Below are 14,799 nucleotides of genomic sequence, written 5' to 3'. Positions count from 1 at the left end.
CGGAGCCACGGCCGACACCGACGGCGCCACCGGGGCCGGACCCGGTGCCGAGGTCGCCGGTCCGGCCGGCTCGGACGCCGAGGCCGGTGCGGGCGGCGACGCCCACGTGGGATCGGTCGTCGGTGCGGGGACGGGCGGCGACGCCCGTGACGACGTGACCGGCGAGCCCGAGACGGCCGGTGCCGGTGCCGGGGTCGACGAGCGGGTCGTCGCGGTGCGGCGGGCGGGGGCCGCGGGCCGGCGCTGGCGGGCCGCCCAGCTCACCGCCTGCGCCGCCATGCTGGCCGTGGCGCTGACCGCCGGGGCGATCGCGCTCGGCGCGATGCACGACGGACGGGACATGCCCGTGGCGACCGCCGCGGCGGTGTCCCCCGGTCTGCTGGCCGGCGGCGACCTCGACGCGAGCATCACGGCTCTGCAGGCCCATCTGCGCGCCCAGTCGAAGGACTTCGGCGGCTGGGCCACTCTCGGCCTGGCCTACGTCGAGCAGGCCCGTACCAAGGGAGACCCCTCCCGCTACCCGCAGGCCGAGCAGGCCCTGAAGCGTTCCCTCTCCCTGCGCCCCGACAACGACCAGGCGCTGGCCGGCCGGGCCGCCCTGGCCGCCGCGCGGCACGACTTCGCCAACGCCCTGAAGCTGGCCGACAGCGCGCTGAAGCAGAACCCCTACAACGAACGCGCCCTGTGCTCCCGTGTCGACGCCCTCGTCGAGCTGGGCCGCTACGACGACGCCGAGGCGGCCGTACAGATCGCGGACCAACGACGCCCCGGGGTACCGGTGTTCACCCGCTACGCCTATGTCCACGAACTGCGCGGCGACGTCGCCACCGCCCGCCGGGTCCTGGAGCGGGCCCTCGCCGTGTCCACGTCGCCCGGCGACATCGCCTACGTCGCCGCCCAGCTCGGCCAACTCGCCTGGAACCAGGGCGATTACGCCACGGCCCTCACCCACTACGCCCGCGCCCTCGCCGCCGACGAGAACTACCTCCCCGCGCTGGAGGGCCGCGCCCGCGCCCAGGCGGCGAGCGGCCGACAGGCCGAGGCCCTCAAGGGGTTGGAGCTGATCGTCGCCCGCTACCCGCTGCCCGGACCGCTGGTAGAACTCGGCGAGCTGTACGAGGCGCGGGGCGGCGCCGGAGACCGGACGAAGGCCGAGGAGCAGTACGCGCTCGTCGACGCGTGGACGGCGATCGCCCGCGCCAACGGCGTCAACGCCGACCTGGACACCGCGCTCGCCGCCGCCGACCACGGCGACCGGGCGACGGCCCTGCGCGCGGCCCGCGACGACTGGTCCCGCCGGCACACCGTGCACACGGCGGACGCCCTGGCCTGGGCCCTGCACGTCAACGGCAAGGACGCCGAGGCCCTCCCCTACGCCCGGCAGGCCACGGCCACCGGTTACCGCAACGCGGCCTTCCTCTACCACCGGGGTGTGATCGAGAAGGCCGCCGGCCACCCCGACGACGCCCGTACCCACCTGGCCGCCGCGCTGAAGCTGAACCCCGGCTTCTCGCCGCTGGGCGCCCGTCAGGCCCGTGCGGCACTCAAGACGCTGGAGGCGAGCAAGTGAGCACCCGTCGACTGTTCGCCTCCTGCGCGGCCGTGTTCACGGCCGGCTGCGCGCTCGTGCTGGTTCCTTCCACCGGCGCGAGCGCGCACCCGCTCGGCAACTTCACCGTCAACCGCTACGACGGTCTCGTCGCCGCCCCGGGACATCTGCGGGTCGACCATGTCGAGGACCTCGCCGAGATCCCGGCGACCCAGGCCAAGCCCGACATCGAGCGGCTCGGCATGAGCGCCTGGGCCCGGGAGCGCTGCGCCGCGGCCGCGTCCGGCAGCAGGCTCACCGTCGACGGCCGTGCCGTGACCCTCACGGCGGGCTCGAGCAAGGCGACCGTGCGGCCCGGGCAGGCGGGGCTCGACACGCTGCGCGTCGAGTGCCGGCTGACCGCTCCGCTGCCCGACGTCGCCGACGGGGACGCCGTCTCCCTCGGCTTTCACAGCGCGGGCGTCTCCACCGGGCCCGGCTGGCGGGAGATCACCGCGCGCGGCGACCGGATGACGCTCACCGCGTCCGACGTCCCGAAGAAGTCGCTGTCGGGCGAACTGACGAGCTATCCCAAGGAGTTGCTCTCCTCCCCGGCGGACACCTCGACCGCCTCCGTGCGGGTGCGGCCCGGCGGCGCGGCGCTCGTCGAGAAGGAGCGGGACGCGCCGGCCGCCTCGGTGCTGCCCCGCGGCGCGGACCGCTGGACGCGGGCTCTGGACGATCTGGTCGCCCGCCAGCACCTCACCCTCGGCTTCGCCGCGCTGGCCCTGGTCATCGCCGTGGGCCTCGGCGCGCTGCACGCGGTCGCCCCGGGGCACGGCAAGACCATCATGGCCGCGACGGCGGCGGCCCGGGGCGGCAGGGCACGGATGAAGGACGTCCTCCCGCTCGCCGCATCGGTCACCGTCACGCACACCCTCGGCGTCGTCGCGCTGGGCCTCCTCGTCACCGCCGGTTCGGCCGCGGCGCCCTCGGTGATCGCCTGGCTGGGGCTGGCGAGCGGCGCGCTGGTGCTCTTCGCGGGCGCGACCCTCGCACGCAGGGCCTGGCGCGGCCGCGGCGGCTCCGCGCACGGGCACGCCCATCCCCACCCTCATCCGCACCCGCACCCGCACCCGCACCCGCACCCGCAGGGTGGTCACTCGCCGGCCCACGAGCCCGCGAAGACCGCGGACCGTCAACTCGCCCTCGTCGGGGCGACCACTGCGCACACCCATGCCCATCACGACCACGACGACGCGCCCGCCCCCGGTCACCGCCACAGCCACGAGCCCGGTCACGAGCACGGTCATGGGCACGAGCACGAGCGTCACCGCGAAGACGGTCATGAGCACGAGCACGGGCACACCCACACGCACACCCACGGCGGTCACACCCACACCCATGCCGTCGCCCCCACCCTGCGCGGCACGCTCCTGCTCGGGTTCGCCGGCGGCATGGTGCCCAGCCCGTCGGCGGTGGTCGTGCTGGTCGGCGCGGCCGCGCTCGGGCAGGCCTGGTTCGGGTTGCTGCTCGTCGTCGCGTACGGCGTCGGGCTCGCCCTGACCCTGACCGCCGCCGGGTTCGCCGTCGTCAGGCTCGGCGCGGGGGCGACCCGCCTCCTGGACCGTCAGCCGCGCTGGACGACCCACCCGGCCGTGACGCTCGTGCGCCGCAACCTGCCCCTGTGGTCCGCCTTCCTCGTGGTGGTCCTCGGCGCCGGACTGGTGCTCAGGGGGGCCGCATCCGTACTGGGCTGAGCTACGTTGGTGGGGTTGCGGAGGTTTTCGCCCGGATGCGAAGTGCGGAATGGGGGCGCGGTGTCCGAAGAACCGGGCAGTGAACGTCTGATCGCGGGCCGCTACCGTCTGCTGACCCCGCTCGGCGAGGGCGGCATGGGCACGGTGTGGCGGGCCCGTGACGAGGTCCTGCACCGTGAGGTCGCGGTCAAGGAGGTGCGCGCGCCGCACGGGCTGGCCGCCGCCGACGTCGAGCGCCTGTACGCCCGGCTGGAGCGCGAGGCCTGGGCCGCGGCCCGGGTCGCGAACCGCAACGTCGTCACCGTGTACGACGTGGCCGCGCAGGACGGACGGCCGTGGATCGTCATGGAGATCGTGCACGGGATCTCCCTCTCCGAACTGCTCGACGCGGAGGGGCCGCTCGAACCGGCGCGGGTCGCGCACATCGGCGCCGAGGTGCTGGCCGCGCTGCGGGCCGCGCACGAGGCGGGCGTGCTGCACCGGGACGTCAAACCGGCGAACGTGCTGATGTCGAACGACGGCCGCGTGGTGCTCACCGACTTCGGCATCGCGACCGTCGAGGGCACCTCGGCGCTGACCATGACCGGCGAGGTCATCGGCTCTCCCGAGTTCCTCGCGCCGGAGCGCGCGCTGGGGCGTACGCCGGGTCCTGAGTCGGACCTGTGGTCGCTGGGCGTGCTGCTGTACGCGGCGGTCGAGGGCAACTCCCCCTTCCGGCACGACACTCCGCTGAGCACGCTCCGTGCGGTCGTCGACGAGGAGCTGCCGCCGCCGCGCCGGGCGGGGGCGCTCGCGCCGGTGATCGAGGGGCTGCTGCGCAAGGACCCGGCCGAACGGGTGTCCGCCGACCGGGCCGAGCGGGACCTGCGGGTGATCGCGGCCGGGGGCACGCCCTCCTCGGGAGGCGATCCCGGTGCGGGCGCCACCCGCGGGGCGTTGTACGCGCCGTATCCGCCGACGGCGGCGACCCCCGCCGAACCCTTCCGGCACGAGCCCGCGGACCCGACCGCGCCGCAGCCGTGGACGACAGCCCCGGGCGGCCCGCCGGGAAGGAGCGCCTCCCCCACGGGGCCGGACCGGGGCCGCCGCGCCGGAGTGCTTCTCGGCGCGGGGGTGGCGGTGCTGGCGCTGGCCGTCGCCGGACTGACGTACGGGCTGCTGCACCATGACGGCGGCCACCGGGACGGCTCCGGCGGCGTCACGAACAGCGCCTCGGAGGCGGTGAGTTCACCCGCGCCGCAGCACAAGGCGAGCCGGTCGGCCGCCGAGTCGCCGAGTCCGAGCCCGAGCGAGAGCCCCTCCTCCGCCGCGCCGGAGCAGACGGTCGCGGTCACCGTCGTCGGCGCGCACACGGACTACACCGGCGCGTGCCCGCCCCAGGACGCCGACGCGCCCGCCTTCACCGCGACGATCACGGTGGGGCGGTTGCCCGCGACGGTGTCCTACCGCTGGGTGACCAAGGACGGAGAGCTGTCCGGGCAGACCTGGAAGACGCTCGACTTCCCGGCGGGCGGCGGGAAGTCGAAGCAGGACAAGGTGATCGTGTCGACGTACGCGGAGAGCGGCACGTACCGCAACTCCATCGCCGTCGAGGTGCGCAAGCCGGTGAAGGCGACGTCGGACGCGGTGCCGTTCTCGGTCACCTGCGAGGGGGAGACCCCGTCGGACGGGATCTCCCCCTCGTCCTCGCCGTCCGAGTGAGCCGGACGGGCGGAGTCAGGCCGCGCTGGTGAGGACCGGCAGGTAGCCGCCCGACTGACCGGAGGCGGTCGGGTGGTAGGACTCGCCGATGTTCAGCAGGTCGAGGCTGTGCAGCCAGGAGCTGCCGGAGCAGATCTCATGGCCGCCGAACGGGGTGCGGACGTCGCCGAAGACGAAGCCGTGGGCGGCCGCCCGGCGGGCGACGGCTGCGTCGAGGTAGTCCGCCGCGCCGTTGATGGCCGAGCGCTTGGTGTCGGACAGGCCGAGGCACAGGGCGCCGAGCCGGTAGAAGCGGGGGTAGCCGATGACGACGACGCGCGCGTTGGGCGCCTTGGAGCGGATCGCCGAGTAGACGCCGTCGAGTTTGCCGGGGAGCGTCGAGTCGACGTAGGCCCTGGCGGTGTCGATACGGCTCAGGCAGCCGCTGTCGGAGCTGGTGACACAGGTCGTCATGACGTCGGCGAAGCCGGCGTCGTTGCCGCCGATGGTGATCGAGACGAGGCCGGTGGAGGAGTTCAGGCCGCCGAGCTGACTCGCCAGAACATCACCCGTACGGGCTCCCGAGCAGGCCGCGAAGGTGAACGAGGCGGGGCCGTGAGCGGCGTTCCAGAGGTACGGGTACGCCTTGGTGCTGCGCTTGCAGTCGCCGCTGGAGCTGAGGTATCCCCCTGCGCCGACGCCGGAGGAGTAGGAGTCGCCGAGGGCCACATAGCCGCCTGTGGCGGCGAGTTGGGATCCCTGCGCGGAGCCCGCCCCGGTGAGGGCGGCGCCGAGGGCGAGGAGGACTGAGCTGACGAATACGACAAGTCGGGAACGTCTCATGGAACCTCCTTTAGCAGGTTCTCTGCCACAACTTTCGTAGCAAGCACGCGCATTGACGGGAAGTGTCCATGCCAAGACTTTTCGTCCTCACCACGGGCTTCCGAGGCGGTTCGGGGCCGTCCACCCCCCAGAGGCGTACGGAGAAGCGCTCCTGACCGGCCGTCAAACGGGGACGGCGGCGCAAGGAACGGCGGGGCCGGTCGGCCATCCGGACGAAAGCGGCGTATCCGGCATGCCCGGCGTACCCGACACACCACGCGCACTGCGGAAACCGGGTGCGGACGGTGCCCGGGTGCCGGATCATGGCCGCATGTCTGCCCAGCCACAGGACGCCCTGCCGATCCGGCTCACCGTCGACGACTCCGACTCGCCGTCCGATGTCGTCGACGCGCTGTTCCTCGGCCGCTTCGCGACCGGCGAGCAGCCGTACTCGCACGCCGTGAACATCGACCGCGTACGCTCCGGCGCGACCCTGCTGCCGGCGCACGCCCGTGTGCTGCGGGTCGCCCGCGACGAGGACCGCAGCGCCACCCTGGCCGAGGGGGACGGCTGGACGCTGCTGGTCTCCCGCTGGAACCGCGGCGCGGACGTCACGGTCACGGCGACCACCGCCGAACTGGCCGCCAAGGTGCTCGACGAGGCGACCGAGGACGCGGCGGACGAGCCGGAGCCCCAGCCGGAGAACGTGACCATGGGGTTCTGGTACGTCTCCCCGCGGCGTGGACCGCACCGCACGACCCGTCAGATCTCGGCCGGCACCTGGGACGAGGTGCGCGCGAACTACACCGCCCCCGTCGCCGAGGCGATGGACGGCCTGATGGCGACCACCCCGCAGGACATCGCGGGCCGGCTGCTCCTGCTGCACGGCCCGCCCGGCACCGGCAAGACCTCGGCGCTGCGCACCCTGGCCCGCTCCTGGCGGGAGTGGTGCCAGGTGGACTGCGTCCTGGACCCGGAGCGGCTCTTCTCCGACGTCGGCTATCTGATGGACATCGCGATCGGCGAGGAGGACGGCACGGGCAAGGGCCGCTGGCGGCTGCTGCTCCTGGAGGACTGCGACGAACTGATCCGCGGCGAGGCCAAGCACACGGCGGGCCAGGCCCTGTCCCGGCTGCTGAACCTCACCGACGGCCTGCTCGGACAGGGGCGCAACGTCCTGGTCGGGGTCACCACCAACGAGGACCTGGAGCGGCTGCACCCCGCCGTCGTCCGCCCAGGCCGCTGTATGGCCCGCATCGAGGTCGGCCCGCTGACCCGCCGGGAGGCCGTGGACTGGCTGGGCACGGAAGAGGGGGTCGGCCGCGACGGCGCCACGCTGGCCGAGCTGTACGCGCTGCGCCGGGGCGTCTCCCCGGCCTCGCTGCCGGAGCCGCGGGGCGGGGTGGACGCGGGGCTGTACCTCTGACCCCTTCGGGACCCGCGGATCCGGCCCAGGTGTTTTGATGGAGGTATGACGCTGTACGTCGGTACGTCGGGCTGGCAGTACAAGGACTGGAAAGGCGTGCTGTACCCGGCGGACGTGCCCGTGCGGCGGTGGCTGGAGGAGTACACGGCGCACTTCGCCACCGTCGAGATCAACAACGCGTTCTACCGGCTGCCCTCGCGGGAGACCTTCGCGTCCTGGGCCGCCCGCGTCCCGTCGGACTTCACCGTCACGGTGAAGGCGAGCCGCTATCTGACCCACATCAAGCGGCTGCGCGACCCCGAGGAGCCGGTGCACCGGCTGATGGCCCACGCGGCCGGTCTCGGCCCCCGCCTGGGCCCGGTCCTGCTCCAGCTGCCGCCGACCCTGCGGGCCGATCCCGGGCTGCTGGACGCCTGTCTGGCCTGCTTCCCGGCGGACACCCGCGTCGCGGTGGAGCCGCGGCACGACTCCTGGTGGACCTCAGAGGTGCGGGAGGTGCTGCGGTCCCGGGGTGCGGCCCTGTGCTGGGCCGACGTCGCGTCCCGCCCGGTCACTCCGCTGTGGCGCACCGCCGGCTGGGGGTACGTCCGCTTCCACCAGGGCCGCGCCCGGCCGTGGCCGCGCTACGGGCACCGCGCGCTCGAGACCTGGGTCGACCGCATCGCGACGACCTGGGCGCGGGACGCGGACGTCTACGCGTACTTCAACAACGACCCGGGCGGCGCGGCGGTGGGGGACGCGGCGCTGTTCGGCAGGACGGCGGAGCGGGCGGGCCTGAGGGTGACGCGGACGCCGCGCGCGCTCGCCACCCGCGGCTGATCACGCCTGCTCACACGCGGCCGGTCACGCCTGGTAGGCCGCCCGCAGCGCCTCCCGGACGGCGGCCGAGGCCTCGTCCTCGGTGAGCCCCAGTCGCAGCGCACGCTCGGCGTAGGCGCCGGCGGCGACCGCGGCCTCCCGCTGTGCGGCCGGCCCCGAGGCGGCGACGAACGTGCCGTTGCGCCCCCGGGTCTCGATCACCCCGTCCGTCTCCAGCGCCCGGTAGGCCTTGGCGACGGTGTTCGCGGCGAGGCCGAGCGACTCGGCCAGCCCCCGCACCGTCGGCAGCCGGTAGCCGACCGGCAGCGCGCCCGACCGGGCCTGCTCGGCGATCTGCGCGCGCACCTGCTCGTAGGGTGCGGCGCCCTCATCGATATGGATCTTCAACGTCACGGGCCGATTGTCCCGCACCGGCGGTAAAGGTAAATGGGAGGCGCTCCCGGGCCGCCCGCCCGTAGCGTGCGCCCCATGACCGTCACCGTGCGCGAGCTGCGCCCCGACTCGGCCGCCGACATCGAGGGCTTCGTCCGGGTCCGGCACCTCGCGCTGCCCTACGTGTTCTTCAGCCCGGCCTCCGTGCTGCACGGCCTCACGCTCTCCCACCCCGACGCCCACGCGCGCAAGCTGGTGGCCGTGGCGGACGGCGAGGTCGTCGGCACAGCCCAGGTGAACCTCGCCCACGACAGCCCGGAGCCCGGTCAGGGCGCCCTCAACGTGTACGTGGACCCGGCGCACACCGGGCGCGGGGCGGGCGCGGCGCTGGTGAGGACGGCCGAGGAGCACCTCACGGCGCACGGGGCGAGGCAGCTGTTCGCGTGGGTGCTGGACACGCCGGGCGACCGGGCCTTCGCCGAGCGGCGCGGCTACCGGCCCGGGCGCAGTGCGCACTTCCTCCGCCTGGACCTGGCCGGGGCCTCGCTGCCGCCGCTGCAGGACCCGCCGCCCGGCGTGGAGTTGCGCACCGCCGCCGACTTCACGGACGACCCGCGCCCGCTGTTCGAACTGGACGCGGAGGCGGGCTCGGACGAACCGGGCGACGTCCCGACCGAGATGAGCGACTACGAGGCCTGGGTCGACGAGTACTGGAAGCACCCGCATCTGAACCCCGACCTGACGTCGGTCGCCGTGGCCGACGGTCGTCCGGTGGCCTTCAGCGTGGCCCACACCGGCGACGGGGGCAGATACGGCACAGGCATGACCGGGACCGCCCGCGCCCACCGGGGCCGGGGCCTGGCCAAGCTCGTCAAGAACCACTCCCTGCACCGGGCCCGCGCCGCGGGGTACACAGAGGCGTACACGGGCAACGACGCGGGCAACGAGCCGATGCTCGCGATCAACCGGTGGTTCGGGTACGAGATCTGTGCGTCGGAGGTGCGCTATGTCCGCGACATCGGCTGAGCCGGTGCGCTCGGTGGACGTCGTCCTGGTCAAGGCCGGGCGGACGAAGATCCGTTACGCGGCGGAGCTGCTGTCCGACGACGGCGCCCGGATCGTGGTACGCGCGCCCTGGGCCGGTGCGGGCGTACGGGACTTCGGCTTCGTCCGGTTCGAGGCGGGCGACGTCTTCACGGAGCACTACTGGCGTGAGCGCTGGTACGCGATCAAGGAGGTGCGCGACGCGACGGGCGCGCTGAAGGGCTGGTACTGCGACGTGACCCGCCCGGCCGCGCTGTCCGGCGCCGATCTGGTCGTGGAGGACCTCGACCTGGACCTGTGGCGTTCCGCCGACGGGACGGACGTACGGCGGCTGGACGAGGACGAGTTCGAGGAGAGCGGACTGGCGCGGCGGGACCCGGCCGCCGCCGCCGCGGCGACGGCCGCGCTGGACGAGCTGGAGGCGCTCGCCCGCACCGACGGCGGCCTGGAGTCGCTGCTCACGTGAGCGGCCCCGCCGGAGCGTCAGACCAGGGCCACCACCGCGTACCGCTCGTCGGTCACGGGTCCGCCCCACAGCCGCGCCTCCTGCGACAGCCGCTCCACGTGCACATGGCCGGCCAGCGGGGCCAGCAGGGCGGTGAGGCGGTCCGCCGCTATGCCGACCGGGGCGACGGTCCCCCACACGCCCTCGACCAGGACGAGCCGCCCTCCCGGGCGCAGCAGCCCGCGCCAGCGCCGCAGGACGCGCGCGGGGTCGGGCAGGGTCCACAGCACGTGCCGGACGAGCAGGGCGTCGAAGCGCTCCTCGCCCACGGGCGGCGCCGCCGCGTCACCGACCAGGAACGCGGCGTCACGGCCGGCCAGTTTGGCCCGGGCCAGGTCGATCATGGCCGGGGCCAGGTCGATCCCGGTCACCCGGTGTCCCTGTTCGGCAGCCAGGAGCGACAGGCTGCCGGTGCCGCAGCCGAGGTCGAGCAGGTCGCAGGGGCGTTCCGGCAGCCAGCTCCGCAGCCGCCCGGCCCAGGCGGCGCGCACGTCGGGGTCGCGCAGACCGTGGTCGGGTTCCTCGTCGAAGGCGGCCGCCGAGGCGTTCCAGTCGACACGCGGCGAATTCGTTTCGTCACTCTTTCCACTCATGTGCCCCAGAGTGACACCTGCCACTGACACTCGAATCGTGACAGCCGCCACTGACAGACCAGGGGACGATGAGGAACTCTCCCCCAAAGGGTCTACCTCCGTGAGAACGCGGAACTCGGTGGATCCTCAAGGAGGCAGCCATGCGCCGCACGACCGTGCAGAAGCCCCTGAAGAAGACGGACTCCCGCAGGATCCGCGAAGAGACCGACGAACGGCCCGCCGGCCGCCCGGAGGTGCGCAAGGACATCGCGCGCACCTGGTGGCCCGACGGCTGACGGCGGCGAGCGCGGTGCGCGCGGCGCCGCCCCGCGCTCAGCCCAGCCGCTTGCGGTAGTGGAGGCGGTCGTACGGCCCGTCCACCCGCCGGTCGACCAGCTCGTAGCCGTACCGCGGATAGATCTTCTGGTTCTCCCACATCATGACGTTCGTGTACAGCGTGACTTCGGCCAGGCCCAGGGCACGCGCGTGTGCGTCCACGAAGTGCAGCAGCCGCCGCCCGACGCCCCTGCCGTGGGCGTCGGGGTGGACGGCGATGCTGTCGAGGAACAGGTGGTCCTCGAACGCCTCGACGACCACGAGGCCGGCCACCTCGCCGACGGCCGGGTCGCCGGTCACGAACACCTTCCCCGCGGCCACGTTCGCCGCGTGGTCCGCCTCCATGGGTCGCGGCACCAGTCCGATGCGCTCGATGTAGGGCGTGTACGCCGCGTCCGTCACGGCCTTCACGGCCGGGACGTCGGCCGCCGTGGCGGGCCTGATCTCCTCGCTCGTCATGCGGTGAACGCTACCTACCTGATCCCTGCCTCAGCGCTTCCTTAAGGCGACCCTAAAGATCGCCGCCGACCGCCCTCAGCAGGGGTTTCCACGGTTTCCTTGGTCCGGCGCACCTCTCACCGCCCGTCGTCGCGGTTCCGAGGAGGCTCGCCATGCCCGCACGCCGCAAGGCGGCCGCCGTCACCGGCGTCGAGGCGGCAGACATGACTCCGGGGCCTGACCGGCGGCTCAGGCCGGACAGGCCCCGGCGGAACGATCCTGCAGACGGGCCCGGAGCGGATCCGCCGTCAGCTCAGCGCGGACGCGCAGGTGGTGGCGGTGGCGTGGGCCGGGTCGAGGGCGTTGGCCACCTCATGGAAGGCGATCCGGTCGAACAGCGCGATCGCCACGTGTTCGGAGAGGTCCAGCGGGCACAGGTCCTGCAGCAGGACGTTGCGCACTCCGGAGCCGCTGAGGTACTGGCTGCGCCAGGGGGTCGCCACCTCGTCGTACCGGGTGGCGATGACCGTGTAGCGGACGCCGGGGACGGTGTCGCCGCCGGCGTTGAGCTTGGCGAGGAACTGCGATCCGGGCATCTGGTCGGCGAGGCCGGGGGTGGCGGCCGTGATCAGGTCCTCGGCGCCCGGGAAGTACGGGAGCAGGTTGGTGAGTCCGCCGAGGGTGGCGCCGTGGTTGTCGGGGGCGATGCCGACGAGCGCGCCGACCTTGGCCGCGCCGCCGAGGAACTTCAGGTAGTAGCGCGGCATCATGCCGCCCTGGGAGTGGCCGACGAGGTCGACCTCGGCCGCGCCGGTCGCGGCGAGCACCTTGTCGACGTAGGCGGAGAGCTGCCCGGCCGACGCGTCGATCGGGCCGAGGCCGTGGAAGAGCGGGACGCCGGGCAGCCGGCCGTAGTCGACGGAGAAGACGCAGTATCCGCGGACCGTGAGATAGGGGGCGAGGGCCAGCCAGTTGTCGACCGAGTTGCCGAGCGTGCCGTGCACGAGGACTACGGGGCGGGGGTGGGCGGCGGAGGGCTTGCAGCTGTAGTCGTTCCAGCCGCTCGCCGAGGCGGTGACGGCGGCGGCCTCGGGGCCGGTCTCGGTGGCGGCGGGGTCGGCGTGGGCGGCGGTGGCGGCGGGGACGGTGGCGGCCGCGGCGGCCAGCAGCATGGCGGCGAACGGTCTGAGCAGGCGTTTCCAGGGCAGCATCGGGTGATCTCCTTGCGGCTCACGGGAGGTGCGATGGCCTTACGCCTGTGATCCGGATCACGAGGATGCTGTTCACTCGTCAAGTTACGAGCGAGTAAGTGAAGTGTGAAGTTACGCGTCAGTAAAAACTTCCAGTGATAGCCACGGACGATCGCGGCCACTGATATGCGATCACCAGACGGGGCGAACGGGGCCACTCGGGGCAATGTCCGTCAATTGGGCGCGCAGAACGCCCAGCCGATCCTCACCGAGCACATCGGCCCAGGCCCGTACCGCCTCGGCGGCCGCCTCCTCCGCCGCCCGGGTGCACTCCCAGCCGCGCTCGGTGAGCACGATCAGCCGGGCGCGCGCATCCCCGGGATGCGGCAGGCGCTCGACGTACCCCTTGCGCACGAGCTCGTCGACGAGCTGGCTGGCCGCCTGCTTGGTGACCCCGAGATGGACGCCCAGCTCGGTGACCGTCGCACCGCCCCGGGCGAGCCGCGTGAAGGCGAAGCCGTAGGAGGGCCGCCCCTCGAAGCCGCGGGCGACGACGCCGTCGTTGATGCGCCGGGTGAGTTCACCGGCGGCGGCGAGCAGGGCTGCGGACAGGGCGAGAGCTTCGGAGTTCTGCACGGCTGCATTGAAACACCCTTGACAACATGGTCAAGCAGCTTGACCATAGAGGAACTTAGTCAAGCTGCTTGACCATTTCTGCCATCAGGAGGCACCCATGCCCGTCGTCCGCTCCTCGGAGGCCGTCACCCACGAGATCCACGGCGCCCGCTTCGTCTCGTACGCCACTCCCCTCACCGGCAGCAAGGAACTGTGCGCCTGGCGGGGCGAGATCCCCGCCGGCACCAAGGCGCCCGCGCACACCGTCAACCGGGAGGAGATCTTCCATCTGCTCGTCGGCGAGCTGATCCTCACCCTCGACGGCCGCGCCGAGCGGATCCGGGCGGGCGACACGGTGATCGTCAACCCGGGGGCGACCCTGGCCGTCGAGAACCCGACCGATCACACCGCTCTCTCCTGGGTCACCACGTCCATCGGACTGGAGGCGGAACTGGCCGACGGGACCCGGATCACTCCCCCGTGGGCCAACTGATCCCGGCGCGTCTCACGCCGCCAGCGTCCCCGGCTTCACCGCGCCCGGACCGAACTTCGCCCGTACCCGGTCGGCGACCTCCTCGACCCGGCGGACCTTCTCGTCGACGGGGTCGAAGGTGAGCTGGTAGGAGGCCTGTTCGGCGGGTCCGAGGGCCTCGGCACGCAGGGCGACCGCGCGGACCCGGGCGCGCTGCAGACCGAGCGCCTCGTACAGTCCGTACGCCGCCCCGGTCAGCGCCGCCGAGTGCGCGGTCGGCTCCTTCAGGGTGCGGCTGCGGGTGGTGGAGGATCTGTCGGCGTAGCGCACGGTGAGGGTCAGGGTGCGGCATACCTTCCCCACGGCGCGCAGCCGGACGCCCAGTTCCTCGGCGGCCGAGAGCAGGGCGCGGCGGTGCCGGTCGGGATCCAGCTCGTCGCGTTCGAAGGGGCGCTCCGCGGCCAGCGACCGGGACACGGAGTTCGGCACCACCCGGCCGCGGTCGACGCCGTTCGCCTTCTCGTGCAGCTCCCGGCCCGCCTTCGCGCCGATCAGGCGCTGGAGCGTGGACAGGGGCGCGGCGGCGACCCGCCCGAGGGTGTCGAGACCGTACTCGCACAGGATGCGGGCGGTCGCCACGCCGACCCCGGGCAGCGCGGTGACGGGCTGCCCGGCGAGGAACTCGCGCACCTCGCCCTCGGGGACCGCGCGGGTCACCCCGGGCCGGGCGACCCGCAGCGCCATGCGGGCCGTCAGCGGGCCGGGGCCGGCGCCGATCACGCAGTCGACGCCGTGCAGCGCGAGCGCCCGCACCCGGATCACCGACGCCAGTTCCACCGCGCTGCGCCCGAAGTACCGTTCGGCGCCCCGCAGATCGGCCAGCGCCCCGTCCGGCGGCAGCGCCTCGACGACCGGTGTGAACTCCTCCAGCAGCCCGAGCAGCGCCGGCAGGGCGGCCTCGCGCGCCGGAGGAAGCTGGAAACGTACACAGAGGATGGTCATCCCGCACTCCCCGGACTCTGGTGCCACAACTTCCTTCCCACCGCGGGCCCTTCGCCCGCGGGGCGCAGATCGGCCCAGGGGTGCATCTCGTACCCCGTGGGCATGCGGAGGCGACGCCGCTCCATCGCGTCCCGGGCGGCCGAGCCCGCCGGCGCGGGCAGCCCGTCCGAACCGGCGAGCCGGCCGCGCGCCGGGCCGTCGCCGTCGTCGGCGGCGCC

Annotated in this window: 17 protein-coding genes; 9 read left to right on the top strand and 8 right to left on the bottom strand. The window is 73.6% G+C overall.

All coding sequences use genetic code 11. From position 1 onward, the window contains the following. The first annotated feature begins 154 nt into the window (after positions 1-154). From BG482_RS39155 to BG482_RS39145, 3 genes are read left to right on the top strand one after another with little or no spacing between them, the layout of a single operon-like run. Entirely contained in the window at positions 155-1,570 is a 1,416-nt protein-coding gene (locus tag BG482_RS39155; protein ID WP_069773987.1) for a lipopolysaccharide assembly protein LapB, read from the top strand. Next, positions 1,567-3,288, top strand: a complete 1,722-nt coding sequence (locus tag BG482_RS39150) for a sulfite exporter TauE/SafE family protein (protein WP_069773986.1) — start codon at positions 1,567-1,569, stop codon at positions 3,286-3,288. The genes BG482_RS39155 and BG482_RS39150 overlap by 4 nt, the downstream gene beginning before the upstream one ends. 60 nt (positions 3,289-3,348) lie before the next feature. Then, entirely contained in the window at positions 3,349-4,989 is a 1,641-nt protein-coding gene (locus BG482_RS39145) for a serine/threonine-protein kinase (protein ID WP_069773985.1), read from the top strand. A gap of 15 nt (positions 4,990-5,004) precedes the next feature. Here BG482_RS39145 and BG482_RS39140 read toward each other — a convergent pair whose 3' ends face one another. Then, positions 5,005-5,811: an SGNH/GDSL hydrolase family protein gene (locus BG482_RS39140; RefSeq protein WP_069773984.1), complete on the bottom strand. Its 807-nt coding sequence runs from the start codon at positions 5,809-5,811 to the stop codon at positions 5,005-5,007. A gap of 310 nt (positions 5,812-6,121) precedes the next feature. Between BG482_RS39140 and BG482_RS39135 the strand changes: the two genes are divergently transcribed. Next, positions 6,122-7,216, top strand: coding sequence for a DUF5925 domain-containing protein (locus BG482_RS39135; protein WP_069773983.1), 1,095 nt, complete (start codon positions 6,122-6,124; stop codon positions 7,214-7,216). A 45-nt stretch (positions 7,217-7,261) separates the two neighbouring features. Continuing rightward, entirely contained in the window at positions 7,262-8,035 is a 774-nt protein-coding gene (locus BG482_RS39130; protein ID WP_069773982.1) for a DUF72 domain-containing protein, read from the top strand. 24 nt (positions 8,036-8,059) lie between these two features. On the opposite strand, the gene BG482_RS39125 is transcribed toward BG482_RS39130, so the two are convergent. Then, entirely contained in the window at positions 8,060-8,428 is a 369-nt protein-coding gene (locus BG482_RS39125; RefSeq protein WP_069773981.1) for a GntR family transcriptional regulator, read from the bottom strand. Between the two features lie 75 nt (positions 8,429-8,503). On the opposite strand from BG482_RS39125, the gene BG482_RS39120 reads away from it, so the two are divergent. Both BG482_RS39120 and BG482_RS39115 read left to right on the top strand, forming a co-directional pair. After that, positions 8,504-9,433, top strand: a complete 930-nt coding sequence (locus BG482_RS39120) for a GNAT family N-acetyltransferase (protein ID WP_069773980.1) — start codon at positions 8,504-8,506, stop codon at positions 9,431-9,433. Beyond that, positions 9,414-9,917 carry a DUF402 domain-containing protein gene (locus BG482_RS39115; RefSeq protein WP_069773979.1) on the top strand — a complete coding sequence of 168 codons (504 nt, stop codon included), beginning with the start codon at positions 9,414-9,416 and terminating at the stop codon, positions 9,915-9,917. The genes BG482_RS39120 and BG482_RS39115 overlap by 20 nt, the downstream gene beginning before the upstream one ends. 17 nt (positions 9,918-9,934) lie before the next feature. Here the strand turns inward: BG482_RS39115 and BG482_RS39110 are convergent, their stop codons facing one another. Next, complete coding sequence (locus BG482_RS39110; RefSeq protein ID WP_069773978.1) at positions 9,935-10,549, bottom strand: bifunctional 2-polyprenyl-6-hydroxyphenol methylase/3-demethylubiquinol 3-O-methyltransferase UbiG; 615 nt, start codon at positions 10,547-10,549, stop codon at positions 9,935-9,937. 140 nt (positions 10,550-10,689) lie between these two features. Here BG482_RS39110 and BG482_RS45710 point away from each other — a divergent pair, with 140 nt between their 5' ends. Then, on the top strand, positions 10,690-10,824 hold the full coding sequence (locus BG482_RS45710) for a hypothetical protein (protein ID WP_107450899.1): 135 nt from the start codon (positions 10,690-10,692) through the stop codon (positions 10,822-10,824). Positions 10,825-10,861: 37 nt separating this feature from the next. On the opposite strand, the gene BG482_RS39105 is transcribed toward BG482_RS45710, so the two are convergent. The 3 genes from BG482_RS39105 to BG482_RS39095 form a co-directional block, all read right to left on the bottom strand. Then, positions 10,862-11,323, bottom strand: a complete 462-nt coding sequence (locus BG482_RS39105; protein ID WP_069773977.1) for a GNAT family N-acetyltransferase — start codon at positions 11,321-11,323, stop codon at positions 10,862-10,864. A 287-nt stretch (positions 11,324-11,610) separates the two neighbouring features. Further along, on the bottom strand, positions 11,611-12,513 hold the full coding sequence (locus BG482_RS39100; RefSeq protein ID WP_069773976.1) for a triacylglycerol lipase: 903 nt from the start codon (positions 12,511-12,513) through the stop codon (positions 11,611-11,613). Positions 12,514-12,684: 171 nt separating this feature from the next. Further along, positions 12,685-13,128 (bottom strand): MarR family winged helix-turn-helix transcriptional regulator, encoded by a 444-nt coding sequence (locus tag BG482_RS39095; protein WP_069773975.1) that lies wholly within the window; start codon positions 13,126-13,128, stop codon positions 12,685-12,687. Positions 13,129-13,225: 97 nt separating this feature from the next. Between BG482_RS39095 and BG482_RS39090 the strand changes: the two genes are divergently transcribed. Beyond that, positions 13,226-13,600 (top strand): cupin domain-containing protein, encoded by a 375-nt coding sequence (locus BG482_RS39090; protein WP_069773974.1) that lies wholly within the window; start codon positions 13,226-13,228, stop codon positions 13,598-13,600. Positions 13,601-13,612: 12 nt separating this feature from the next. Here BG482_RS39090 and BG482_RS39085 read toward each other — a convergent pair whose 3' ends face one another. Together BG482_RS39085 and BG482_RS39080 are read right to left on the bottom strand one after the other, a co-directional pair. After that, positions 13,613-14,581, bottom strand: coding sequence for a hypothetical protein (locus BG482_RS39085; RefSeq protein ID WP_069773973.1), 969 nt, complete (start codon positions 14,579-14,581; stop codon positions 13,613-13,615). Beyond that, a partial coding sequence (locus BG482_RS39080) for a hypothetical protein (RefSeq protein ID WP_141746720.1) occupies positions 14,578-14,799 on the bottom strand: 222 nt, incomplete at its 5' end. The genes BG482_RS39085 and BG482_RS39080, both read right to left, overlap by 4 nt.

Source organism: Streptomyces sp. LUP30, assembly GCF_001746365.1.
Lineage (GTDB): Bacteria > Actinomycetota > Actinomycetes > Streptomycetales > Streptomycetaceae > Streptomyces.
This window is presented reverse-complemented; position numbering and strand designations above follow the sequence as displayed.

Coding starts and splice junctions, on each gene's coding strand:
- BG482_RS39140 (WP_069773984.1), bottom strand. CDS start 5,811: ATGAGACGTTCCCGACTTGTCGTATTCGTCAGCTCAGTCCTCCTCGCC.
- BG482_RS39135 (WP_069773983.1), top strand. CDS start 6,122: ATGTCTGCCCAGCCACAGGACGCCCTGCCGATCCGGCTCACCGTCGAC.
- BG482_RS39130 (WP_069773982.1), top strand. CDS start 7,262: ATGACGCTGTACGTCGGTACGTCGGGCTGGCAGTACAAGGACTGGAAA.
- BG482_RS39120 (WP_069773980.1), top strand. CDS start 8,504: ATGACCGTCACCGTGCGCGAGCTGCGCCCCGACTCGGCCGCCGACATC.
- BG482_RS39115 (WP_069773979.1), top strand. CDS start 9,414: ATGTCCGCGACATCGGCTGAGCCGGTGCGCTCGGTGGACGTCGTCCTG.
- BG482_RS39110 (WP_069773978.1), bottom strand. CDS start 10,549: ATGAGTGGAAAGAGTGACGAAACGAATTCGCCGCGTGTCGACTGGAAC.
- BG482_RS45710 (WP_107450899.1), top strand. CDS start 10,690: ATGCGCCGCACGACCGTGCAGAAGCCCCTGAAGAAGACGGACTCCCGC.
- BG482_RS39105 (WP_069773977.1), bottom strand. CDS start 11,323: ATGACGAGCGAGGAGATCAGGCCCGCCACGGCGGCCGACGTCCCGGCC.
- BG482_RS39100 (WP_069773976.1), bottom strand. CDS start 12,513: ATGCTGCCCTGGAAACGCCTGCTCAGACCGTTCGCCGCCATGCTGCTG.
- BG482_RS39090 (WP_069773974.1), top strand. CDS start 13,226: ATGCCCGTCGTCCGCTCCTCGGAGGCCGTCACCCACGAGATCCACGGC.
- BG482_RS39085 (WP_069773973.1), bottom strand. CDS start 14,581: ATGACCATCCTCTGTGTACGTTTCCAGCTTCCTCCGGCGCGCGAGGCC.